Annotated in this window: 23 protein-coding genes and 2 riboswitches; of the genes, 18 read left to right on the forward strand and 5 right to left on the reverse strand. The window is 38.0% G+C overall.

The features are described from left to right. The first annotated feature begins 156 nt into the window (after window positions 1-156). The 5 genes from ACFOY7_RS10490 to ACFOY7_RS10510 are packed head-to-tail and all read left to right on the forward strand — an operon-like array spanning window position 157 to window position 5,044. Window positions 157-1,659, forward strand: coding sequence for an ABC transporter ATP-binding protein (locus tag ACFOY7_RS10490; protein ID WP_390251997.1), 1,503 nt, complete (start codon window positions 157-159; stop codon window positions 1,657-1,659). Then, window positions 1,656-2,708: an ABC transporter permease gene (locus tag ACFOY7_RS10495; protein WP_390251998.1), complete on the forward strand. Its 1,053-nt coding sequence runs from the start codon at window positions 1,656-1,658 to the stop codon at window positions 2,706-2,708. Before ACFOY7_RS10490 ends, ACFOY7_RS10495 begins: the two co-directional genes overlap by 4 nt. Window position 2,709: 1 nt before the next feature. Continuing rightward, window positions 2,710-3,633, forward strand: a complete 924-nt coding sequence (locus ACFOY7_RS10500) for an ABC transporter permease (protein ID WP_390251999.1) — start codon at window positions 2,710-2,712, stop codon at window positions 3,631-3,633. Between the two features lie 21 nt (window positions 3,634-3,654). Next, complete coding sequence (locus ACFOY7_RS10505) at window positions 3,655-4,320, forward strand: sulfite oxidase-like oxidoreductase (protein ID WP_390252000.1); 666 nt, start codon at window positions 3,655-3,657, stop codon at window positions 4,318-4,320. A gap of 1 nt (window position 4,321) precedes the next feature. Next, on the forward strand, window positions 4,322-5,044 hold the full coding sequence (locus tag ACFOY7_RS10510) for a nucleoside phosphorylase (RefSeq protein ID WP_390252001.1): 723 nt from the start codon (window positions 4,322-4,324) through the stop codon (window positions 5,042-5,044). Between the two features lie 636 nt (window positions 5,045-5,680). On the opposite strand, the gene ACFOY7_RS10515 is transcribed toward ACFOY7_RS10510, so the two are convergent. Then, window positions 5,681-6,853 (reverse strand): aminotransferase class V-fold PLP-dependent enzyme, encoded by a 1,173-nt coding sequence (locus ACFOY7_RS10515; RefSeq protein WP_390252002.1) that lies wholly within the window; start codon window positions 6,851-6,853, stop codon window positions 5,681-5,683. Continuing rightward, on the reverse strand, window positions 6,846-7,952 hold the full coding sequence (locus tag ACFOY7_RS10520; protein ID WP_390252003.1) for a methionine biosynthesis PLP-dependent protein: 1,107 nt from the start codon (window positions 7,950-7,952) through the stop codon (window positions 6,846-6,848). The genes ACFOY7_RS10515 and ACFOY7_RS10520 overlap by 8 nt, the downstream gene beginning before the upstream one ends. Window positions 7,953-8,055: 103 nt before the next feature. Beyond that, a riboswitch (SAM riboswitch) is annotated at window positions 8,056-8,159 on the reverse strand. A gap of 262 nt (window positions 8,160-8,421) precedes the next feature. Further along, window positions 8,422-8,522: riboswitch (SAM riboswitch) on the forward strand. Between the two features lie 83 nt (window positions 8,523-8,605). Here ACFOY7_RS10520 and ACFOY7_RS10525 point away from each other — a divergent pair. Next, window positions 8,606-9,685, forward strand: coding sequence for an inorganic phosphate transporter (locus ACFOY7_RS10525; protein WP_390252004.1), 1,080 nt, complete (start codon window positions 8,606-8,608; stop codon window positions 9,683-9,685). After that, window positions 9,678-10,430, forward strand: a complete 753-nt coding sequence (gene cobA, locus ACFOY7_RS10530; protein WP_390252005.1) for a uroporphyrinogen-III C-methyltransferase — start codon at window positions 9,678-9,680, stop codon at window positions 10,428-10,430. Before ACFOY7_RS10525 ends, cobA begins: the two co-directional genes overlap by 8 nt. A gap of 125 nt (window positions 10,431-10,555) precedes the next feature. Here the strand turns inward: cobA and ACFOY7_RS10535 are convergent, their stop codons facing one another. Both ACFOY7_RS10535 and ACFOY7_RS10540 read right to left on the reverse strand, forming a co-directional pair. Beyond that, a complete protein-coding gene (locus tag ACFOY7_RS10535; RefSeq protein WP_390252006.1) occupies window positions 10,556-10,822 on the reverse strand; it encodes a hypothetical protein in 267 nt (88 codons plus the stop codon). A 109-nt stretch (window positions 10,823-10,931) separates the two neighbouring features. Continuing rightward, window positions 10,932-12,407: an MDR family MFS transporter gene (locus tag ACFOY7_RS10540; RefSeq protein ID WP_390252007.1), complete on the reverse strand. Its 1,476-nt coding sequence runs from the start codon at window positions 12,405-12,407 to the stop codon at window positions 10,932-10,934. Between the two features lie 285 nt (window positions 12,408-12,692). Between ACFOY7_RS10540 and ACFOY7_RS10545 the strand changes: the two genes are divergently transcribed. Both ACFOY7_RS10545 and ACFOY7_RS10550 read left to right on the forward strand, forming a co-directional pair. After that, window positions 12,693-13,019, forward strand: coding sequence for a helix-turn-helix domain-containing protein (locus tag ACFOY7_RS10545; protein ID WP_390252080.1), 327 nt, complete (start codon window positions 12,693-12,695; stop codon window positions 13,017-13,019). Between the two features lie 487 nt (window positions 13,020-13,506). Beyond that, window positions 13,507-13,650 carry a hypothetical protein gene (locus ACFOY7_RS10550; protein ID WP_390252008.1) on the forward strand — a complete coding sequence of 48 codons (144 nt, stop codon included), beginning with the start codon at window positions 13,507-13,509 and terminating at the stop codon, window positions 13,648-13,650. 91 nt (window positions 13,651-13,741) lie between these two features. Here ACFOY7_RS10550 and ACFOY7_RS10555 read toward each other — a convergent pair whose 3' ends face one another. Further along, entirely contained in the window at window positions 13,742-14,383 is a 642-nt protein-coding gene (locus ACFOY7_RS10555; RefSeq protein WP_390252009.1) for a YigZ family protein, read from the reverse strand. Window positions 14,384-14,536: 153 nt separating this feature from the next. Between ACFOY7_RS10555 and ACFOY7_RS10560 the strand changes: the two genes are divergently transcribed. From ACFOY7_RS10560 to flgK, 9 genes are all read left to right on the forward strand, one after another. After that, the gene (locus ACFOY7_RS10560) at window positions 14,537-15,664 is read left to right on the forward strand and encodes a sensor histidine kinase (RefSeq protein ID WP_390252010.1); all 1,128 of its coding nucleotides are present in this window, start codon (window positions 14,537-14,539) and stop codon (window positions 15,662-15,664) included. Between the two features lie 113 nt (window positions 15,665-15,777). Continuing rightward, window positions 15,778-16,479 (forward strand): response regulator transcription factor, encoded by a 702-nt coding sequence (locus ACFOY7_RS10565; RefSeq protein ID WP_390252011.1) that lies wholly within the window; start codon window positions 15,778-15,780, stop codon window positions 16,477-16,479. Between the two features lie 210 nt (window positions 16,480-16,689). Continuing rightward, on the forward strand, window positions 16,690-17,532 hold the full coding sequence (locus ACFOY7_RS10570; RefSeq protein WP_390252012.1) for a DegV family protein: 843 nt from the start codon (window positions 16,690-16,692) through the stop codon (window positions 17,530-17,532). A 48-nt stretch (window positions 17,533-17,580) separates the two neighbouring features. Continuing rightward, a complete protein-coding gene (locus ACFOY7_RS10575) occupies window positions 17,581-18,933 on the forward strand; it encodes an ATP-dependent helicase ComFA (protein ID WP_390252013.1) in 1,353 nt (450 codons plus the stop codon). After that, a complete protein-coding gene (locus tag ACFOY7_RS10580; protein WP_390252014.1) occupies window positions 18,930-19,616 on the forward strand; it encodes a ComF family protein in 687 nt (228 codons plus the stop codon). The genes ACFOY7_RS10575 and ACFOY7_RS10580 overlap by 4 nt, the downstream gene beginning before the upstream one ends. A gap of 72 nt (window positions 19,617-19,688) precedes the next feature. Next, the gene (locus ACFOY7_RS10585) at window positions 19,689-20,096 is read left to right on the forward strand and encodes a TIGR03826 family flagellar region protein (RefSeq protein WP_390252015.1); all 408 of its coding nucleotides are present in this window, start codon (window positions 19,689-19,691) and stop codon (window positions 20,094-20,096) included. A gap of 164 nt (window positions 20,097-20,260) precedes the next feature. Beyond that, window positions 20,261-20,512, forward strand: coding sequence for a flagellar biosynthesis anti-sigma factor FlgM (gene flgM / locus ACFOY7_RS10590; protein WP_390252016.1), 252 nt, complete (start codon window positions 20,261-20,263; stop codon window positions 20,510-20,512). A 29-nt stretch (window positions 20,513-20,541) separates the two neighbouring features. Next, window positions 20,542-21,036 (forward strand): flagellar protein FlgN, encoded by a 495-nt coding sequence (locus tag ACFOY7_RS10595; protein WP_390252017.1) that lies wholly within the window; start codon window positions 20,542-20,544, stop codon window positions 21,034-21,036. Between the two features lie 25 nt (window positions 21,037-21,061). Continuing rightward, window positions 21,062-22,702, forward strand: a complete 1,641-nt coding sequence (flgK, locus tag ACFOY7_RS10600) for a flagellar hook-associated protein FlgK (protein WP_390252018.1) — start codon at window positions 21,062-21,064, stop codon at window positions 22,700-22,702. The last annotated feature ends 4 nt before the right edge of the window (window positions 22,703-22,706 follow it).

The raw sequence follows: 22,706 nt of genomic DNA on the forward strand, positions 1-22,706 counted from the left end.
TGCTTCTTTTGAAGAAGTGATCATATATCGTACTTGTCAAATAGTGAAAGCACTGCAAGTCTAGTTTTGGATTATTTAGTAAATTTTCTTCCTGACCGAACTTACATAGTCTGAATAATGTTTTCTTCTATCATTCAACAAAGAAGGTGAATTCGATTGTTGTTAGAACTAAATGGTATTACAAAAAAATATGGTGATTTTACAGCAAATGACCACATTAATTTTTCATTAAACGAACAAGAAATCCATGCAATTGTCGGAGAAAATGGTGCGGGTAAGACAACCCTTATGCGGATGCTCTATGGAATGGAAAAACCCACATCAGGTGAGATCGTTGTAAGTGGAAAGAAACAAAATATTGAGAGTCCCAATGATGCTATTGCCTTAGGAATTGGCATGGTGCATCAACATTTCATGCTTTTTCCTCCATTCACAATTGCAGAAAATGTCGTATTCCATAATGAACCTAAAAAAGGATGGCGATATGACCGAAAAAAAGCTGCAGATGAAGTTGCCCAATTAGCGGCAAAGTTCGGTATGAATATAGATCCACTTCAAATTGCAGGGGACGCTCCTGTGGGGATACAGCAGCGTGTGGAAATATTGAAAGTATTATACCAAGGTGCTGATGTAATTATTCTTGATGAACCAACCGCTGTGTTAACACCAATTGAAGTAAAAGACTTATTAGCAAGCTTGCGTGAGCTGGTCAGAATGGGGAAAAGCATTATCTTAATTACACATAAACTAAATGAAGTAATGGAAGTGTCCGATCGGGTTACAGTTTTGAGGGATGGGAAAGTAACTGGAACATTATCAACAAAGGAAACCAATCCCGAAGAATTATCTAGTTTAATGGTTGGGAGAGAACTAAAAGCAAATCCACTGCCAGAACAAGAAACAGGCAGTGAAGTATTATCTGTCACAAACATTAGGATGAAAGACAAAGATACAGAAAAAAAATTGCTAGACAATGTTACTTTTCAAGTGCACCATGGTGAAATTGTTGGGATTGCTGGAGTTTCGGGAAATGGCCAATCAGAATTGATTCAAGCAATTACTGGTCTTGCCCCAATTGAAAATGGTTCGGTCCGTTTAAATGGAACTGATTTGTCGAACAAAACAGTGAAGCAAATTAGAGATGCAGGACTTTCACATATACCAGAAGATCGTTACTTATGGGGTGCAGCAAAAGAAGCAAATTTGATTGACAATATGATGATGACAGATTATATAAAACCAAATTTTCAAAAGTCAGGTGTATTAAAATTAAAAGCAATTCGCAAATATGTTGCAGATAGTCTCAAGAAATTCAATGTAAAAGCAACATCCATTGACGCAAGTGCCCAATATTTATCTGGTGGCAATTTGCAAAAATTGATTGCAGCAAGAGAAATTCAGAAAAATACTCCATTCTTATTAGCAGCTGAACCAACTCGCGGGGTAGACATTGGGGCAATGGAGTTCATTCATCAGCAGCTTATTGAAAAAAGAAATAATGGGGATGCAGTTCTACTTATATCTTCTGAATTATCGGAAGTATTGGCATTATCTGATCGTATTTTAGTCATGTATGAAGGCAAAATTGCCGGTGAGTTTGATCGAAACAATGCAAGTGAAGAGAAATTAAGTATTTTAATGGCAGGTGGTAACAATTGAGTAAAATAAAAACAAGTGCCACTCTATTTGTTCAACCATTATTAGCAGTTGCAGTAGGGCTTCTGGTTGGTACGGTTGCAATAATCCTTTCAGGTGAATCAGTTGTTGTGACCTACCAGGAAATGTGGAAAGGTGCATTCGGGAATCTTTATTTTGTTACCAATACATTAGAAAGAGCGATCCCCATTATTTTAGCTGGTTTGGGGGTTGCCTTTGCTTTTCGCGCAGGATTCTTTAACCTTGGGGCTGAAGGTCAACTTGTAATGGGGGCAGTTACAACAGCGATTGTTACAGTCTCTTTACCATTTCAAGGCTTTCTTAATATGATTCTTTCCATCGCAGCAGGTATGATCATTGCAGGGCTTTATTCTTTTTTTTCCGGATGGATGGAGCAGCGATTCCAAATCAACTTGCTCATATCGACATTGTTACTTAACTACATAGCGGTACTGTTTGCTGGTTACCTTGTCAGCGAGCCGTTTCGTGATACATCAAGTGCTGGTGGTGTCCCGCAAACTGTGATGGTTGACCAAGCAAGTCGTCTGCCGAAAATGTTAACAGGTATGAATCTGCACTATGGTTTTGTAATTGCAATTATTTTAGCCATTGTGATTGCTTTTATTATGAAAAGAACGACATTTGGCTATGAAGTAAGGATGTTAGGGCAGAATGTTTTCTTTGCACAATATGGCGGGATTAACCGTAAAAAAACAATGTTTATCAGTCTTTTAATAAGTGGAATGCTTGCAGGTCTTGCCGGCAGTGTGGAAGTGCTTGGAATGCATTATCGCTTTATTGAAGGGGCATTATCGAATCCGCAATTTGCATGGACTGGCTTAATGGCAGCACTTCTCGCCAACTCTAACCCTATTGGGACAACAATTGTAGCGATCTTTTTAGCAGCACTCGATACAGGGTCATTAGGTGTGGAAAGAAATACAGATGTGCCTAATTCCATTTCCGGTATCATTCAAGCTGTATTGATTTTATTTATTTCCGCAAAATTCACTTTTGCATTTCTAAAACAAAGAAAGAAAGAGGGGAAATAAGATGGACAGTTTATTTGATTTATCTTTAATCAATTCGACATTACGAATGATGGCCCCTCTTCTGTTAGCAGGTTTAGGTGGTGCTATTTGTTCACGTGTTGGTGTCTTTAATGTCGGTTTAGATGGACTTATGCTGATGGGAGCGTTTCTCGGCATTGCAGCCAATGTTTTTACCAACAATGTATGGTTAGCAATATTGATTGCTGTCATTGGAACAACGATTTTTTCTGCATTATATGGTTATATGGTGATTGATTTACAAGCGAATATGATTGTAACGGGGATTGCGATCAACTTCTTATCAATTGGTATGACAACATTTGCTTTACGAACAATATTTAATGTTCAAGGGGCATACTACAGCAATGAAATGCAAGGATTGCCAACATGGGAGATACCGGTAATAGGCAATATTCCTTTTATCGGAAACCTACTGTCAGGACAAACGCCAATTGTGTATTTAGGAGTTGTCTGCACCATTTCCATGTATATCTTTTTCAAGAAAAGTGTGTCAGGTTCACATTTCGATGCAGTTGGAATTAATCCAGTTGCAGCGAAAAGCCAAGGGATCAAAGTGAAGAGGATACAGTATCAGGCAGTGCTCATTTCTGGTGTACTATGTGCATTAGCAGGTGCTCAGCTCTCTCTTGGTCAAGTAACGATGTTTAGTGAAAATATGACAGCTGGACGTGGATTTATTGCCCTTGTTGCAACAATGCTAGGACAGTCGAATCCAATTGGCGTATTTCTATCAAGTGGATTATTTGGTTTTACTGAAGCAATTAGTATCAGATTACAAGGTTTAAATATACCAACTAATTTTACGTTAATGCTTCCTTATGTGATTACAATATTAGCAATGTTTATTTTTAAAGATAAAACACAGTTAAGTGCACTGAAAAATAGTACAGGAAGCTCACGATAATTTTGAAGGAGGTTACCAAAAATGTCAAAAAAAGCAGATCGATTGAAAAAGTCTAAAGTGCCGCCAAGAAACGAAAAATATGGAGATCGATTACCTCCAGGACAAACCTTAACAACGAAATTCCCTATCCTTCATGAAGGGGAAGTACCTGAATATGATTTAAAAGATTGGAATTTAAGAGTCTTTGGTGAAGTTGAAGAAGAGAAAGTATTCACATATGAGGATCTAATGAGCATGCCGCAGACATCGATTGTTCGTGACATCCATTGTGTTACCCGCTGGTCAAAATTTGACAACACATTTACCGGGGTAAAATTTACAGATTTTTTAAAGGTAATTAATGTGAAAGATACAGCAAAGTATGTGATGGTATATGGTGATCATGATTATGAAAGTAATATGCCGTTAAAAGACTTGTTGAAAGAGGATATCCTGATCGCACACAGTTATGATAATAAACCACTATCTCCAAAACATGGCTATCCTTTCCGCCTGATTGTTCCACACCTATATTTCTGGAAAAGCGTAAAATGGATTCGCGGAATTGAATTTATGGAAGAAGATCGTCCAGGCTATTGGGAGCGAAATGATTTCCATAATTATGGGGATCCATTTAAAGAAGAACGCTTTTCAATAGATGATGCTTATATGCCTGATGATGAATGGTTAAAAAAGGAGTTTGATTGATATGTATTTGCCAAATTTAAAAATAGATGCAAAAGATTTACCGGAAAAAGTGATCGTTTGTGGGGATCCAGAGAGGGCAAAGCTTATTGCGGAAGATTTGGATGATAGCAAATTACTGGCTCAAAACCGTGAGTATCATACGTATGCTGGATTTTACCAGGGAGAGTATATCGCGGTTGTTAGCCATGGTGTAGGTTCACCAGGTGCAGCAGTCTGTTTTGAACAATTAATCCAAGGTGGTGTGAAGTATTTAATCCGAGTTGGAACTGCAGGCTCTTATCAGAAAGAAGTGAAACCAGGCAGCCTTGTTATAAGTACAGCAGCTGTCAGACGAGATGGATTAAGCAGCCAAATTGTACCTGAAGGTTTTCCGGCAGTAGCTGATTTAACTTTAACCAATCGTTTGATTGAACTGTCGAAGTCACAATCAATAGACTCACACCATGGTATTACATTGACACTAGACGTATTCTATCAAGGAGCAATTGCTTTTCCTCATGAAGAATATAAAAATGCAGGTGTCCTAGCTGTTGAAATGGAAATTGCCTCACTATTTACAATTGCGAGCATAAGGGGTGTCCGTGCTGCAGCAATTGTTGCAATAGATGGTTATGCTGACGCAGATCTGGCAGAAGATTATAATCCCCATACAGATCAAATGAAGCAAGCTATTGAAATGGAGAAAAAGATTGCATTAGAAGCATTAACGAATACAGATAAATAATGTGTAAGGAGTTGTCCATATATTCTGGACAACTTTTTTTGTCAGTTTTTTTAAATGCCAAAGCGTGAGTGAAAAGCAGTGGTGATGGCATTGAAATAGTGTTTAAAAGGCAAAGCGTGAGTGAAAAGCAGTGGTGATGGCATTGAAATAGTGTTTAAAAGGCAAAGCGTGAGCGAAAAGCAGTGGTAATGGCATTGATAAGCGGTTTAAAAGCCAAAGTGTGAGGAAATGCAGCCGTGATGGCATTGAAATAGTGTTTAAAAGCCAAATCGTGAGTGAAAAGCAGTGGTGATGGCATTGATAACTGTTTAAAAGCCAAATCGTGAGTGAAAAGCAGTGGTGATGGCATTGATAAGCTGTTTAAAAGCCAAATCGTGAGCGAAAAGCAGTGGTGATGGCATTGATAAGCTGTTTAAAAGCCAAATCGTGAGCGAAGAGCAGCCGTGATGGCATTGAAAAGGTGTTTAAAAGCCAAAGCGTGAGGATAAAGCAGCCGTGATGGCATTGAAAAGCCATAATATCTCAAAGAAGAGGAAGCCTAAGAGCAATGAATTATGCCCAACTAGTCAAATTGATGCCAAAAAAGGCCGATAAAGCAATGTAAAGCTTTACCGACCTTTCTTGTTCGTTGATAACTTAATTCCTTACTACAACTGACTGTTCCAATGCTTGCGTTAAATCTTCCACAAGATCGTCCACATTTTCAATACCGACAGATAAGCGGAATAGTCGATCATCAATACCTCGCTCTTTTCGTTCGGCAGGGGGCATTGCTGCATGAGACATTGTTGCAGGGTGTGAAAGAATAGATTCTACTGCTCCAAGGCTTACCGCGAATACTGGTAACTTTATGCTTTCTACAAACTTTTGACAATCAATTTTTCCATCTAAAAGAAAAGATAGCACAGCACCGCCACTGCGAGCCTGTGACTTGTTAATCTCATAACCAGGGTGTTCCTTTAAACCTGGATAGTACACTTTTTCAACAGCTTGATGTTCTTGAAGAAAGTGAGCAATTTTGTCAGCGGATTGACTAGATTTTGTTAGTCTTGTTTCCAGAGTCTTCATCCCTTGAATCAATGTATAACTATCATGTGCACCTAAAATGGCACCGAATGTATTTTGTACAAACTTCAATCGTCCTGCTAACTCTTCATCATTTGTTACAGCTAATCCTGCTACTATATCACTGTGTCCTGACAGGAATTTCGTTGCACTATGTAAGACAACATCAACACCTAAGTCAAGCGGGTTTTGATAAAGTGGTGTCATAAAAGTATTATCTAAAAATGTGAGGGCATTATTTTGTTTGGCTAATTGTACTGTTTTCCGAATGTCTGTCACTTGCAATAAAGGATTAGCAGGTGTCTCGATATAGATAACCTTTGTATTAGGTCTGATCGCTTGCTCAATTTCTTCATTTTTTGTCATATCAACAAAGGTATAGTCAATAGCGAATTGTGTAAGCAATTGACTGACAAAACGGAAGGTTCCGCCATAGACATCTTTTGTTACAACAACATGGTCTCCTGCCTTTAATAACAGAAAGGCAGAGGAAATTGCTGCCATTCCAGAAGAAAAAGCAAAACCTGCTATTCCATTTTCTAATTCTGCAATGGTTTTTTCAACAATTTCTCTTGTCGGGTTTCCTGAACGGCTATAATCAAAAGGTCCAAATGAATGTAACTCATCCTGATGGTATGTTGATGACAAATAGATAGGAGGGTTAACAGCACCTGTCTTTCTTTCCTGGTAACCTTGGTTCACCCCTGCGTGAATTAATTTCGTTTCTAGCTGGTGTTTAGACATGAACAATTCCCTCCTTGCTTTTGATTAACGCCTGATTAATATCATTCTTCAAATCCTCTATATGTTCAATCCCAACAGAAAAGCGCAGCAGTCTGCCGCAGATTCCACGACGGTCCCGTTCTTCTTCTGGAATATCTGCATGTGTTTGGGTTGTTGGATAAGTTATAAAACTTTCGACACCACCCAAGCTCTCCGCGAATATAATAGTTTCAAGGTTTGATAGAAAACCTGCAACCATTTCTTTGTCTTTCACACGAAAGCTCATCATTGCACCTCTGCCAGGATAAAGTACATCTGTAACTAATTCATGATTTGTTAGAAATGTTGCGAGATCCTTTGCATTTTGCTGTTGTTTCTCTAACCTTAAGCTAAGTGTTTTCATCCCGCGAATTAAGAGCGTACAGTCAAATGGTGAAAGCACAGCACCTATTGCATTGTGAAGATAACCTATTCTTTCAGAGAGTTCTTCCCCTTTCGCAACAACTAAGCCAGCTAGTACATCATTATGACCACCTAAATACTTTGTAGCTGAATGGATAACAATATCGGCACCATCATTTAATGGCTGTTGTAAATATGGGGTATAAAATGTATTGTCAACAATAAACAGTAAATCATGTTTTTTAGCAATTGCGGCAATCTCTTTTATATCTAATTCAATTAATAATGGGTTAGTAGGTGTTTCAATAAAAATAGCTTTTGTTTTGTCCGTAATATTTGCTTCAATTTGATCAGGAGTAACATAAGTTGGTTTGATATTATATGCTTTCTGATAATGATCAAACAGGCGGTAACTTCCACCATATACATCTTCTGTTACAATAATTTGATCACCTTTTTCGAATAGGGAAAAAATAAGCTGGATTGCTGCCATTCCCGATGTACAGGCAAATCCTTTTGATCCATTTTCTAATTTAGCAATCGTTTCTTCGACAATATCTCTCGTAGGATTTTTGGATCTTGTATAATCAAATCCCGTTGATTCACCAATCGTACGATGTTGATATGCTGTCGATAAATAGATCGGAGCTTCTACTGCTCCAGTTTTTGGATCTGATTCATTTCCGATTTTTGCAAGTATAGTTTCAATATGTTTCAACAGGCCCACATCCTTTAATGCAAATTTTACCTCTTTTTCTAAATTGAAAAAGGCTTTCTTCTTTGATAAGAAGAAAGCCCTGTAAGGTTAAGGTTTACTAATCTCCTTATCTTTGGTAAGAATACCGTCTGGAATTAGCACCATGCATCGAATATGCTGGTTGCTGAGGTGTCAACGGGCCAGTCCCTAAACCTCTCTGGATAAGTGTAAAACGAATTATTTAGTTTTAATGGAAATACTATACATACTATCATACAATTCTCCAGTATAAATATCAAGGAAATTTTCTAAAAAAAATTAAAACCTAGTAAATGTATGGGATATAAGGGTTTTCGGCCGAAAAGCCTATTATTTCAATAAATACCACTATTGACAATAAGTAATTTTGCCATTATATTCAATACAAATACCCAGTAATTATCGAGAGAAACTAACCGAATACTTCATTAAGAATACGATTCAATAACAATTCTTATCAAGAGAGATGGAGGGGCTGGCCCGTAGAAATCTCAGCAACAGGCATTATGTACTGTGCTAATTCCAGCAAGTATATCACTTGGCAGATAAGAAGGAGGTAAAACTTCTGCTTTATGCTAAAGTGGGAGTTTTTTATTATATAAAATGTGTTGCCAACTTTAATATAAGGAAGTAGGATGAAAATGTTAGTGATTATTGCAATATTAGCGGCGTGTCTGTTTGCATTTAATATAGGAGCAAGTGGTTCTGCAGCGAGTATGGGGGTCGCTTATGGAGCAAAGGTAATTAAAAACAGGAAAACAGCATTGTTTTTAGCGGGATTAGGTGCGATCATTGGTGCATTATGGGGTGGTCAGCATGTAACAAACACGTTAGGCAAAGGAATTATTTCCGAAGAGATTATTGATGTTCCCATTGCGGCAATTATCCTGTTAGTCGCTGGCGGAACACTATTAATCACAAACTCTATCGGTATTCCTTTATCAACTAGTGAAGTTACAGTAGGTGCGATTGTTGGTGTAGGTATCTCGTTTCAGCAACTTTATGTAACGAGTATCTTTCATATTGTCAGCTTATGGCTAATAATTCCCTTTCTTGCATTTATGATTACATTTACTTTTGAAAAGTTACGTACAAAATTTCATCATAAAATTAAAATGAAACCATCCCATAAATTGCTGGCAGTACTGTTGATGTTTACTGGTTTCTTTGAAGCGATTGCAGCAGGGATGAACAATGTCGCAAATGCTCTAGGTCCTTTAGTAGGTGCAGATATTATGTCAATGGAAGTCGGTTTGCCATTATTCGCAGTAATTGTAGCATTTGGAAGCTTTTTGTTCGGTGGCAAGGTATTGGAAACAAATGCAAAGAAAATTACGAGCTTATCACTAGCAAATGGTGTAGTGATATCCAGTACAACAGGATTCCTTGTTATTATCGCGTCCTTCCTGGGTATTCCGATTCCTATGACACAAGTGACAACGACTGCTATTGTAGGTATTAGTGCAACGAAAAGCTGGAAAGATGTCTGGAAACAAAAAATAGTTCACCAGATTGCAAAAGTCTGGATTACATCTCCCATTATTTCATTAGTCATTGCCTATAGCTTAACAGAAATGATTGTTCACCAGTCATTCTATACTGTAGTATTATTACTGCTAACCATTATGATTACATTCGTTTTACTGAAATATGAAGTAAAAGCAGATAAGAAGATAAAGAAGCAAACGAGAAGGGAATGGCAAGCAAATGAGTAAAGTTTACATCGTAGGAGCGGGACCGGGAGATAAGGAACTAATAACATTAAAAGGTTTAAGAGCAATTAAAGAAGCTGATGTGATTCTATATGATAGATTAATTAATAAAGAACTGTTAGATTATGCGAAAGAAGGCTGTGAGTTGATCTTTTGCGGAAAAAAACCGAGATTACATGGTTTGATTCAAGAGGAAATTCATCGTTTACTAGTTCACCATGCCAAACAAGGAAAAGTTGTCACAAGGCTAAAAGGTGGAGATCCATTTATATTCGGCCGTGGCGGGGAAGAAGGGCAAGTATTGAAAGTAGAGAATATCCCTTTTGAAATTGTTCCGGGAATTACATCAGGCATCAGTGCTGCAGCTTATGCAGGGATACCGTTAACACACCGGGGAATAAGTGGTTCTGTGAGCTTTGTCAATGCATCCAATCCGGATAACCGTGCAGTGGAAGAATGGGAACATATTGCAAAAGGAGCAGACACTCTTTGCTTCTATATGGGGGTAAGACACTTTCCGAAAACTGCACAATATTTAATACAAGCAGGACTTGACCCCAATACTCCTGTTGCAATCATTCATTGGGGAACATTTACACACCAAAAAACAGTTATTGGTACATTAGAAAATATAGAAAAAAGAATGGGCGAGATTAGCAATCCTTCCATGATTGTTGTCGGTAAAGTGGTTGATTTGCATAAGGACCTGCAATGGTTCGAACAAATCGCCGTAGAACAGTTGAACTAAAGGGAATAACCATTCTTTGGACTATCTTCTATACGAGCGGTTAGCTTCTTGGGAAGACTGTATCCAAAAGATAGCATCGATTATTTACGGAACGCATGGTATCATGGTATAATCGTTCCGTAAATCTAATCCTGATCAATAACCCGCTCAATCTGTTCCTTATCTTTCTCCCAATCCCATTCTGGATTGATTTGATTGAGAAATGCCTGGACTTGATCATTGGACAAATCTTGCTCACCATTAGAGTTATTTTGATAGGATTTCAGCTCCCATTCGCCACCTTTTTTATTTACAGGCATTGTCCATTTCACTGTGAAAATATAGTCATTGTTATTAATATCCGCATGAATCAGCAATATATCCTTATGAAGAATCATGTTTGATAATTTCATATTGATACTCCCTCCCATATTACAGCTGGCTTTTCTTTATTATACCACAAAAAATAAGCGCTTTCTTCCATTGGGTAAAAAAAGGCTTATCAATAAGACAAACCTAATATTACTTATCTTTCGGATATATTTTCGGGAAAAATAATAGAATAATAAATGTGAGGAGGCCGATTACAAATAATCCCTGATACACATTATGTAAGGCAAAACTTAATCCATCCTGTATTGCGAGCAGTTCATTAGGATCAAAAGTCTGGCGCATTTCTTCATCAAGTAATATTTCTGTGTTGCTAATTTCTGCATTAACTTCTGCTTCCTGAAAATATTTTCTCATTTGCTGGTTCATCAACCCGCCTAGAAATGATGCACCAACAGCACTTCCGATGATCCGCATAAACATATTTAAGGATGTAGCAACACCACGCACATTCCAATCCACATGATTTTGAATCGAGACAATAAAGGTAGTGCTGGACAGTCCCATCCCGACACCGATAATGAATGAACTGATTGCCGCGTAGACTGGTCCTTTATCCGAATCAAGTAATGAGAACAGGAAGGTCCCGATTAACAGTGCGGTTCCCCCTAAAAGAGCAGTTGTTCGAAAGCCGATCTTTAACACTAAATGTCCGGCAACCGTAGCAAAAATTGGCCAGCCAATCGACATTGTACTTAATGTAAAGCCGGCAACAATCGCTGACTCTTCCATCACCCCTTGTACATATGTTGGCAGAAAACTAGACAGCCCTAATATAATCATGCCAGAAAATAATGTTGCCAGATTTGCGATAATAATTAATCGATCTTTCCAGAGAAAAAGCGGCATCATTGGTGATACTGCCCTTTTTTCCTGCCATACAAACAGCCCCATACATGCAATAAATAGTAACAAAAGAGAAACTGTCTCAAGTGAAGTCCATGTCCAGACTGTTCCTGCTTGGACAAAAACAATAATTAAGGCAGATATACCGACTAAAAATAAAGCAGAACCGATGTAATCAATTGATTTCTTTTCCTTACCAACATCTTCATGGAAGAAACGATAAACACCGATGATCCCGAGAATGCCAAGCGGTATGTTCATCCAGAAAATCCAGGCCCAATCAATAAACTGGACAATAACACCGCCAAGCAGCGGGCCAAGGACTGAAGAGATTCCCCAGACACTTGCTAAGTAGCCTTGAACTTTTGCCCGTTCTTTCAGTGTGTACATGTCTCCAACGATTGTCGTCACAATTGGCTGAATCGCACCAGCTCCTATACCTTGAATAAGTCGGTATATAACAAGTGCTGTCATTGAATGAGCCAAACCACATAATATCGACCCTGTGAGAAATATGATGACTCCAAACATAAATACCGGTTTGCGGCCAAACAGGTCAGCTAGCTTGCCATAAACCATTGTTGTAATTGCCTGCATTAATAAGAAACTGGAAAAAACCCAACTGTATAGCGTGAATCCACCTAAATCTCCCACAATATTAGGCATAGCTGTAGCAACAATGGTACCTTCAATTGCAGCCATAAACATGGATAGAACGAGTGCAATTAAGACAAGTGGCCGATTCGTTTGCTTATTTGACATTTTCGATCTCCCTTTTGTTCATAATATTAATGGTATTGTACCAAAATATTATTTTAGAATCACATGTTATTCTGTCGAGTAAACGAATTATAAAACTATTTGGAAGGATAATTGTTGCATCATTCTGAATTAAGAACTATAATAGGGAAAAATAACTAATTTTTGAATTTCATCATACGATTAATCACTAATTATTCATTATTCGACAAAAAATGAAACTTTATATAGAACGATAATGAATGATTATGTTATAATGAAAACGCAATAGAAAGTGGGTGAAACATGATGATCGGTCCAAAAATACAAGAACTTAGAAAAGGTAAAAGAATGTCGCTTTCCGAAGTGGCAGAACAAGCAGGTGTAGCTAAATCCTATTTAAGTTCCATCGAACGGGGAATTCAGTCAAATCCATCCATCCAATTTATGGAGAAGATAGGGAAAGTTCTTGGTGTAACAGTTAATGAATTATTAATGAGTCAAAATGATCAAGCTATTCGCGATCAATTGGATGAGGAATGGCTGAAATTGGCAGAAGATGCGATGAATTCAGGTATTTCAAAAGAAGAGTTCAAACAGTTTTTAGAATTTAATAAATGGAAAAAAAGTCATTAAATAAATAGCATTAAAAAAAGACGAAAGATGAATGTTGTCAGCCACTGGAAAAGAGAGTGACTGGCATTTTTATTTCTAGTAAATTTTTAAACTGTGATTAACTATAGATCAGTCATTAGTTAGCTGAAGATGAAGAAGATAGAAACCAGCAAAAGAACGTTCCGCGAAAAAGGTATAATCTTCAAGAATTTCCGTCCTTTGTGAAAAACTAGTATGATTCTAGGTGAATATATGATTAAATAGTTAGAGAATGATAGAAGTTTCTTTAAACAAAATATACTTTTTTGCTATTCCTGAAACAATATTGTACGCTATGTTTGATGGCCATCTAATAGATAAATAATAGCAGGTTAATTATAAAGAATACGATAGCCAAAGGATTACTCTGATAACTTTAGAAAAGGAATTCTCTATAAAACAGACATAACGACACGGTTTGAAACGAAACACATATACTACAGAAGATAGATGCAAATGGGGTGATAATTTGTCGGAGCAGGAAATATATCGATCGATATTAGAGAAAATGCTAGATCAAACAGAAAGACAACAAATTAACAATTCGGAAGATTTTATAAAGAAATTAACACAAGAAATTAGGCAGTCTAACGTACTGTCAATTAAAGAATAATAAAGAGAGGAGTGTGAATAAACGATTCTGGTATCGAAACTTTTTTATTCACACTCGTTTAAAAGTAAATTTCCCGGGGAATAATCATTATTTACGGATTTGGCACATCAATTTCTACATATTTTGAGTCACCTTGTTTTATTTGAGCCGTACCATTCGTAGTATTTATGATCCACTCATGGAATGGTTCTTCCTCACCACTGTTAACATAAATTCGAAGCGTTACTTGATCTAAGTATTCTATATGATCTAACAGGTAATTGGTTTGACGGATCTCGTTTTCTAATTTGCCTAGAAGTGTATATTCAACTGTCACGAGAAATTGGTTCATTTTCTTTCGTTCCACAACACCGGTTGTATTAATTCCTAGAGATGTGGTACTGGCATATGCACGTATCAGTCCTCCGGCACCAAGTTTAATCCCGCCAAAATATCGTGTGACGACAACGGCAGTGTCTTTTAACTGTCTTTTTTTTAATACTTCTAAGATTGGTACACCGGCTGTTCCGCTAGGCTCACCATCATCATTGGCTTTTTGAATTTGATCATGTTCACCGATCATATATGCGGAACAATTGTGTGTTGCATCAGCATGTTTCTTCTTGATCTCTTGAATAAATTCCTTTGCTGCATCTTCTGTTTCCACTCGTTTCACATAACCAATGAAACGAGACTTTTGGATGATTTGTTCATCCCAACCTTCTGGCTTTACGGTAAAATACTGGTCTAACATTATTTCCCCTCCTGAAAAATATTTGTATAATTGATAGGATTAAGTGTAAAATCATTACAAATGAAAGAATATATAAATGTGAAAATGCCCCCATAAAAAGTACTGAATAATTCGAATTATGTCATTGAAACTAGGTGGTGAGAGTTAGAGATTATGGATAACTGGGACCGTGATTTAGATTATATTATACAAGAGATGATAGATACAGTAAAAAACAGTAAAGATGAAGTATTTAACATTTCTGAAGAGTCTCGCAAAGAACACGAACGAATCAATAAGGAATTAGAAGAATTAAAGCAGAAGGTATCTCTAACGATCGAAGAGGGTGATCAATTAGAGAAAAAGGCCAAGGCTGCGAGAAAAAAGTTGTCTGTCGTTAGTAAAAATTTCTCTGTATATTCTGAAGAAACGATTAGAGAAGCGTACGACAATGCGCACAAAGTACAATCAGACTTTGTTGTTAAACGTGATCAGGAAAAAGCATTACGGGAACGGCGAGATGAACTGGAACTGCGACTTAAATCACTTGAGAAGATGGTTGAACGAGCAGAAGGCCTGATGGGGAAAGTGTCGATCGTCCTAAACTATTTAAGTGAAGATTTTAGACACATTTCTGATCTCCTGCAAGATGCGCAAGAAAAGCAAGCGTTTGGACTACGCATCATCGAAGCACAAGAAGAGGAAAGGAGAAAACTGTCACGTGAAATGCATGATGGTCCTGCCCAAATGTTAGCAAACATTTTATTGCGGTCAGAAATCGTTGAAAGAACTTATCGTAAAGGTGATACTGATTGTGCAATGAAGGAAATGAAAAGTGTTCGTTCATTGATTCGATCCTCATTACAGGAAGTAAGACGTATTATTTATGATCTGCGGCCAATGGCTTTAGATGATCTTGGGTTAATTCCGACAATTAAAAAATACATAGATACATTAGAAGAGCAGCATTCCAATATTCATTTTCAATATCGTTCAATGGATGACAGATTGCCGAGTCAATACGAGGTTGCACTATTTCGCTTAATTCAGGAATCCATTCAAAATGCGATCAAACATGCAAAAGCAGAGCGCATTGATGTAAAACTGGAGATCACAGATAAAAAAGTCCTGGCACTTGTTAATGATGATGGGGTAGGATTTGACCGGGAAAACAAAAAGGATAATTCCTTTGGGATTATTGGCATGCATGAGAGGATAGACATGTTGGGTGGAGACTTAAGGATCAAGAGTGACATAGGTAAAGGCACCAAAGTATTCATAATTATCCCAATTAAAACCTAAAATTTACACATTTCTATGACAATGTGTATAATAGTAAAGGTTAGTAACTTTTTCAGACAAAAAATTGAAATTAACAAAATAGATGAGAGAAGAGAAATTGAGGAGGTTTATTAATGACAACAAATATTATATTAATTGATGATCACAAATTATTTCGAGAAGGTGTAAAGCGAATCCTTGAGTTAGAATCTGATTTTAACGTGCTAGCTGAAGGTGATGATGGCTCAATGGCAATTGACCTTGTAAAAAAACATAAGCCGGATGTTGTGTTAATGGATATCAATATGCCAAGTGTTAACGGGGTTGAAGCAACTTCAGAATTACTAAACAAATATCCTGGTGTAAAAGTCATCATTCTTTCGATCCATGACGATGAAAACTATGTCACACATGCCTTAAAATCTGGCGCGCAAGGCTACCTGCTAAAAGAAATGGATTCTGACGCTCTGATTGAAGCGATAACTGTAGTTAGTGATGGTGGGTCCTATCTCCATCCGAAAGTAACCCATAATCTTGTAAAAGAATACCGCCGCTTAGTGGCAGAAGAAGATGCGTTATACGGATCTGACAATACTTTATCAAAATTGAAGAAAGTGGACCACCGTAAACCACTCCATCTTTTAACAAGAAGAGAGTGCCAAGTTCTCCAATTGCTAGCGGAAGGAAAGAGCAATAAAGGAATATCCGAGTCTTTATATATCAGTGAGAAAACAGTAAAGAACCATGTGAGCAGCATCCTGCAAAAAATGAAAGTAAAAGACCGTACCCAAGCAGTAGTTATCGCAATCAAAAAAGGCTGGGTAGAAATTTTATAATGATAAGAATAGTCCTGAACGTTAGGGCTATTTTTTAATGGATAGAAGTTGTTACCTCTATTTGTGAGAGAGTAAAATAAGCTCTCCAACCCATATAATATAAAATTGTAAATGGAAAAAAATTCTTTTTCCATCATATTACCACTAGGCAATTACCGTATAGTTAGGTAAAATAGTAGGCAAGAACTTTTTAAGGAAGGAATCGATGTTATGAGTGTCGCAATTATTACAGATAGTACATCATACATACCTGAACAAATAAGAAATGAACATAACATTCATATGGTGCCGCTTAGTGTTGTGTTTGGCGATAGTGCATACCGTGAAGAAATAGATATAACAGCAGCGGAATTCTATCAAAAAGTAAAAACAGTCGATCAATTACCGAAAACATCTCAACCATCTATTGGAGTGATGATGGAAACGATTGAAAAGCTTTCCATAGACTATGACCAGGCAATCATTATTACTTTATCGAGCGGAATAAGTGGTACTTACCAAACAAGTGTTACTGCAAAAGATATGGCAGAGAATATTGAACTCTTTCCATACGATTCAGAACTTAGCTGTCTTGCCCAAGGATTCTATGTGTTAGAAGCAGCAAAACTAGCAAAGAAAGGTAAAGATGCAGCAACCATCATCGCACGATTAGACCAAATTAAACAATCAATCAAAGCATATTTCATGGTTGCAGATTTATCACATTTACATCGCGGCGGCCGATTAAATGGTGCACAGGCAATTATCGGAAGCATGCTTCAAGTCAAACCAATCCTACACTTTGTAGAAACAAAAATTGTTCCATTTGAAAAGATAAGAACAGAAAAGAAAGCAATGAAACGAATCTTCCAGCTTTTCGAAGAAGATGCAAGCACTGGTGCAGAAATCAAGGCAACCATTATCCATGCGAACAGAGAAGATGACGCCAATCAAATTAAACAGCAACTGGAATCGCAATACAATAATGTTGAAGTAATCGTAAGCTACTTCGGCCCGGTTATCGGCACACACTTGGGCGAAGGTGCTCTAGGCCTTAGCTGGTATAAAAAATAAATAAAGGCGAGACTCTTCTCGCCTCCCCAATATAAAGGAGGACTCCCCGTGACCCCCAATCAAACCCTCTCAGGAAAACTCTTACTCCGCAACGAAATCAATTTACCTGAATACACCATCCAGCAACTACTCCATTCAAAGCAACTAACAACAATCCCTGCCATTACCAAACATTTATTCCATTACCAATGTAACCGGTGCACAACAACAAAACCTCAACATTTTGCTCTCATTCCATGTGCCCGCTGCCATACATCACACCCATACTGCCGCAACTGCCTCCGAACAGGCAGAGTCCTTTTTTGTGAAAAATTGTACCTTTGGGCAGGAGATGAACCAGCCTGGCAGGAACAGAAAAAACCCTGTCACTGGGAGGGATCACTGACCAAGTATCAGCTGCAAGCGGCAGATGCCATTCAACAAGCCGTCACTGCGACAGGACAAGAACTGCTCATCTGGGCAGTCTGCGGCGCCGGCAAAACAGAAATGCTCTTCCCTGGTATCACGACAGCGATCAAACAAGGTAAGCGTATTTGCCTTGCCACTCCAAGGGCAGATGTTGTCCGCGAACTATCTCCCCGCCTTCAGCAAGCATTTCCCAATACCGAGATGGAAGCACTATACGGCGGGACAGAAGACAGAAAAGAAACAGGACAACTCATTATCACGACAACCCACCAGCTGATTCGTTATTTCAAGGCATTTGACTTAATGATTATTGATGAACTCGATGCCTTTCCTTACCATAATGACAAAAGCCTCCATCAATTAGCCGACCGTGCCAAAAAGCAAGATGCCACTACTGTCTACCTCACCGCAACTCCAAGAAAAAAAGAGAAAAGAAAAATTGAAACAAAGAAACTCCCAGTCATCTTCGTTCCGATTCGTTTCCATGGCCATCCATTACCAATCCCTCAACTGATGCTTGACATCCAACTCCGTAAAAAGCTGAAACAGTCAAAATTGCCAGAAAGTCTTTCGGCATTTATACGAAGCAGAGCACCAGAGCGTCAATTCCTGCTTTTTGTTCCAACAGTGGAAATGCTGTCTCAAATGGAAGGGATGCTTGCTGAATTCCCGCTCCCGTTTACAACGGTCCATGCCGAGGACACGGAACGAAAGGAGAAAATCAGTGCATACAGAAACAAGCAGTATGATTTATTAATTACTACAACGATTTTGGAACGTGGTGTAACGTTTCCGTCAATTGATGTCGTGATTTTAGATGCAGGGCATGAGGTGTTTGATGAGGCAGCGATTGTTCAAATTGCCGGAAGGGCTGGTCGGAGTCCGAAAGACCCATCTGGTGATGTGTTATTGATCCATCAAGGGAAAACGAATGCGATGGTAGATGCGATCAGCCAAATTAAACAGATGAACAGGAAAGGAAGTAAACTATGAGTGGATGCCTTGTATGTCAAACGATGATACCAATCGATATTACCTGGGCCAATTTTTTGCTGCCACCTGTGAAGAGGTATTTATGCCAGCAATGTGAAGAAAGGCTGGAATTGATTGGTGATGTAATTTGTGAGAAGTGTGGACGGAAGATGGAGACACGTGATTTTTGTTCCGATTGTGTTACATGGAATAACCATCCTGATTACAAGAGTGTTTTGAAACAGAACAGGGCGGTGTTTCCATACACGCCTTTTATGCAAGAATTAGTAGCACAATGGAAGTTTCGCGGTGATTATCAAATAATTGAAGTTTTTCGGCCGTATATATTGAACGAGTTTCAGAGATATTACCGGAAAATGAAGGCGACTATTGTGCCAATTCCATTGACGGAAGAGAGATTGTTTGAGCGGGCGTTTAATCAGGCTGAAGCAATTGCGAAAGTTTTAGAGCTACCAATTGAAACAGTGTTAACAAGAAAAGCCAAAAGCTCAGAAAAACAATCGAAAAAGACCAAAAAAGAGCGGATTCACTCAGAAAATCCATTTATTTTATCAAAATCACTAAACAGTCCCGTTATTTTGGTCGATGATATTTATACAACAGGCATGACGATTCATCATGCAGCCAAATTATTAGCGGATGACGGATGTTCACAAATTCACAGTTTTACTCTAATTCGTTAGATATAGCTTAACGTAATAACAGTACAATGATATAATTCAGAAAGATAGATTTCACCAGAGGGAGGCATTATTATGGCAGAGTTAGCAAATTGCATCCGTTGTGATAAGTTATTTGCAAAAGCAACAAAACCAATATGTCAGGACTGCAGTAAAGAAGATGAAAAGAAATATCAGATTGTTTATAATTACCTGAAAATACGGACAAACAGACAAGCAACAATACCGGAAATTGTGGAAGAGACAGGTGTGGAACATGATTTAATTTTGCAATTTGTCAAAGAAAAGCGATTGCGTCCATCTCAATTTCCAAATTTGACGTACCCTTGTGAGAGATGCGGCAAGGAAATCGGGGCAGGGAAGTTATGTGATGATTGTGTTGATACCATTCAGTCTGATATAAACCACCATAATCAGGTCGAAGATATTAAGAAGAGAAACGATAAAGACGGTAAGAATATCACTTATTTCACGCGTGATTGATAAGGAATAATTAGAGCCTCCGAAATTCTTCAGGAGGCCTGCTAAATAACCCCACTGTATATTCCACGATAAAACTGATAAAATAATACTTAACTTTTCTCATATACGGTCGATAATATAACTAGGAAACTATGACGTGTTCGGAAAGAAAGAGGTGAAAGGTCATGAAAATCAATGGACCAAATCAATCCAATATCAATCCGTATCAGAATCAGAAATATACGCCAAAACAACAGGCAAAACATACATCGAAGACATCGGATCAATTAGAAATTTCCAATCAAGCGAAACAAATGCAATCAAAAGATAGCCGTCAAAGCTATGTGAATGAATTAAAACAACAAGTAGAAAAGGGCGAGTATAAGCCGGATTTACAAGAAACAGCGAAGAAGTTATTAAACTTCTGGAAAGCCTAAACTGAAAGACTGAAGGGGCAGACAATATTATGTCAGTTCAACTTATTATTCAATTATTAGAAAAAATGACAAAGCTGCATGCCAGTTTACTTGATATATCGAAACAGAAGACAGAGCTTTTAAAGGAAGGCAAGATTGATGCATTACGAGCATTGATGAACAAAGAACAAAAACACGTACAGGCAATTAATCAAACAGAACAAAAACGAATCGATGCAGTAGCTGACTGGGCAAATGCAAACAGACTGGATCCAGGGATTTCAGTCTCCGAAATCATTGAGGAACATGCAACAGGTGATGAACAGAAAGCGTTAGAAGATGTCACATTAAGACTGGCAGAACTGTTAATGGAATTGCGTCGCCAAGAGGATCTAAATCGTCAGCTTACAGCACAATCGCTGCAATTTGTACAATTATCATTGGACATGGTACAGCCATCATTGAAAAACTATAATTATGGAAATAAAACGAATCAGTCCCAGCCACAACGGTCAAAACGCTCGGTATTTGATTCGAAAGCATAGGGCATAAGGGGTAGGAGGAAAAAGAATGGCTTCAACATTTAATGGTTTAGAGGTAGCCAAGCGTGCACTTCATGCACAGCAATCGGCTTTATATACGACAGGGCATAATATCTCCAATGCCAATACGGAGGGATATACGAGACAACGTGTAAATTTTGCGCAGACATCACCATATCCGCCAGCATCACGGAACCGTCCGGAAATTGCTGGACAAGTTGGTTCAGGAGTTGCGGCAGGATCGATTGAGCGGATCCGTGATAGTTTTATTGATAAGCAGTATCGTCAGGAGAATACGAAGGTTGGGTATTATGAGGCGAAAGCGGATATGATGAGTAAGTTGGAATCCATCCTAAATGAACCAACAGACCAAGGGCTGTCTGAAACATTTGATTTATTTTGGAAGTCAATACAAGACTTATCAACGAACCCGGAAGATGCAGGGACAAGATCTGTTGTTAAAGAACGTGGGATAGCTGTGGCAGAAGCTTTTAGGTATATCGAATCTTCACTCCAAGGTGTTCGAGAAAATTATGCAATCGAAATTGGAGTGGAAGGTACTGAAATTAATTCGACTATTGATCAAATAAATCAATTGAATGGCCAGATTGCAAAAATAGAACCGCACGGTTATGTTCCTAATGATTTATACGATCAAAGAGATCTGCTTATTGATGAACTGTCTCAATATGTTGATATTGAATTATCCTATAAAAAAAGTTCGGGACAACCAAGCCCGATTGCCGAAGGACTCGTCTCTATCGAGTTAAAAGGTGAAGGGATTACGTTAGTAGACGGTACGGGTAATAGTGGTCAGGTTGGAAGTGATCAGGCAGTTAATCATATTTTTGCTGACTTTGATGATGATCATAATTTAGAAACATTATATTTTGCTAATCCTGATAGAAATATAAAACCGGAAGATCAATTGCAAAATTTAAGTGATGGTACTCTAACTGCAACCGCATCAATAGCAGGAAATGAATATGATGTACAAGGAAAGTTGAAAGCAATGATTGATGGTTCTGGCTATTTAGATGGTGGAGAACCAGCAGGTGAAATTAATGAATTTTTAGCTGACTTAGATAAAATGGTTGCTAATTTTGTTGAAGAATTTAACTCTGTACATAGGTCCGGTTATGGGCTTAATAATACTACTGGTGTTGTTTTCTTTAATGGCACTTCTGCAGCGACTATTACCGTAAATGAAGATATTATAAAAGATCCTGAGTTAATAGCAGCTTCAACGGAAGAATTTGATGAAGATGGTAATTCAACTGGAGGTTCAACTGGTAATGGTGAGAATGCAATAAAATTAACCGAAGTTTACACCAAACGTTATGAACAATTCTCAGAAGATGGTAAAGCTGCTATAGAAGATCTAAGTGCTGAACTAAAAGATAAACAATCCATTAAGGGTTTCTACGAATCAGTAATTGGAGAAATGGGTGTGGTTGCTGAAGAATCAATGAGAATGCAAAACAACTCAGCAATTTTAAGACAACAAGTAAACGAATCACGTCAAGCGATCAGTTCTGTTTCATTGGATGAAGAAATGACAAATTTAATCCAATTTCAACATGCCTATAACGCAGCTGCTAGAAATATGACAGTTGTTGATGAGATGTTGGATCGAATTATTAATAACATGGGATTAGTTGGGAGGTAAGTAG

This window comes from Gracilibacillus xinjiangensis (assembly GCF_042651765.1).
GTDB lineage: Bacteria > Bacillota > Bacilli > Bacillales > Amphibacillaceae > Gracilibacillus > Gracilibacillus xinjiangensis.

What these genes read in the sequence shown, in the direction of transcription:
- ACFOY7_RS10510 (WP_390252001.1), top strand. Translation starts at nt 4,322, where the DNA reads ATGTATTTGCCAAATTTAAAAATAGATGCAAAAGATTTACCGGAAAAA.
- flgM (WP_390252016.1), top strand. Translation starts at nt 20,261, where the DNA reads ATGAAAATCAATGGACCAAATCAATCCAATATCAATCCGTATCAGAAT.
- ACFOY7_RS10565 (WP_390252011.1), top strand. Translation starts at nt 15,778, where the DNA reads ATGACAACAAATATTATATTAATTGATGATCACAAATTATTTCGAGAA.
- ACFOY7_RS10580 (WP_390252014.1), top strand. Translation starts at nt 18,930, where the DNA reads ATGAGTGGATGCCTTGTATGTCAAACGATGATACCAATCGATATTACC.
- ACFOY7_RS10540 (WP_390252007.1), bottom strand. Translation starts at nt 12,407, where the DNA reads ATGTCAAATAAGCAAACGAATCGGCCACTTGTCTTAATTGCACTCGTT.
- ACFOY7_RS10555 (WP_390252009.1), bottom strand. Translation starts at nt 14,383, where the DNA reads ATGTTAGACCAGTATTTTACCGTAAAGCCAGAAGGTTGGGATGAACAA.
- ACFOY7_RS10535 (WP_390252006.1), bottom strand. Translation starts at nt 10,822, where the DNA reads ATGAAATTATCAAACATGATTCTTCATAAGGATATATTGCTGATTCAT.
- cobA (WP_390252005.1), top strand. Translation starts at nt 9,678, where the DNA reads ATGAGTAAAGTTTACATCGTAGGAGCGGGACCGGGAGATAAGGAACTA.
- ACFOY7_RS10505 (WP_390252000.1), top strand. Translation starts at nt 3,655, where the DNA reads ATGTCAAAAAAAGCAGATCGATTGAAAAAGTCTAAAGTGCCGCCAAGA.
- flgK (WP_390252018.1), top strand. Translation starts at nt 21,062, where the DNA reads ATGGCTTCAACATTTAATGGTTTAGAGGTAGCCAAGCGTGCACTTCAT.
- ACFOY7_RS10595 (WP_390252017.1), top strand. Translation starts at nt 20,542, where the DNA reads ATGTCAGTTCAACTTATTATTCAATTATTAGAAAAAATGACAAAGCTG.
- ACFOY7_RS10525 (WP_390252004.1), top strand. Translation starts at nt 8,606, where the DNA reads ATGAAAATGTTAGTGATTATTGCAATATTAGCGGCGTGTCTGTTTGCA.
- ACFOY7_RS10585 (WP_390252015.1), top strand. Translation starts at nt 19,689, where the DNA reads ATGGCAGAGTTAGCAAATTGCATCCGTTGTGATAAGTTATTTGCAAAA.
- ACFOY7_RS10545 (WP_390252080.1), top strand. Translation starts at nt 12,693, where the DNA reads ATGATCGGTCCAAAAATACAAGAACTTAGAAAAGGTAAAAGAATGTCG.
- ACFOY7_RS10560 (WP_390252010.1), top strand. Translation starts at nt 14,537, where the DNA reads ATGGATAACTGGGACCGTGATTTAGATTATATTATACAAGAGATGATA.
- ACFOY7_RS10500 (WP_390251999.1), top strand. Translation starts at nt 2,710, where the DNA reads ATGGACAGTTTATTTGATTTATCTTTAATCAATTCGACATTACGAATG.
- ACFOY7_RS10515 (WP_390252002.1), bottom strand. Translation starts at nt 6,853, where the DNA reads ATGTCTAAACACCAGCTAGAAACGAAATTAATTCACGCAGGGGTGAAC.
- ACFOY7_RS10570 (WP_390252012.1), top strand. Translation starts at nt 16,690, where the DNA reads ATGAGTGTCGCAATTATTACAGATAGTACATCATACATACCTGAACAA.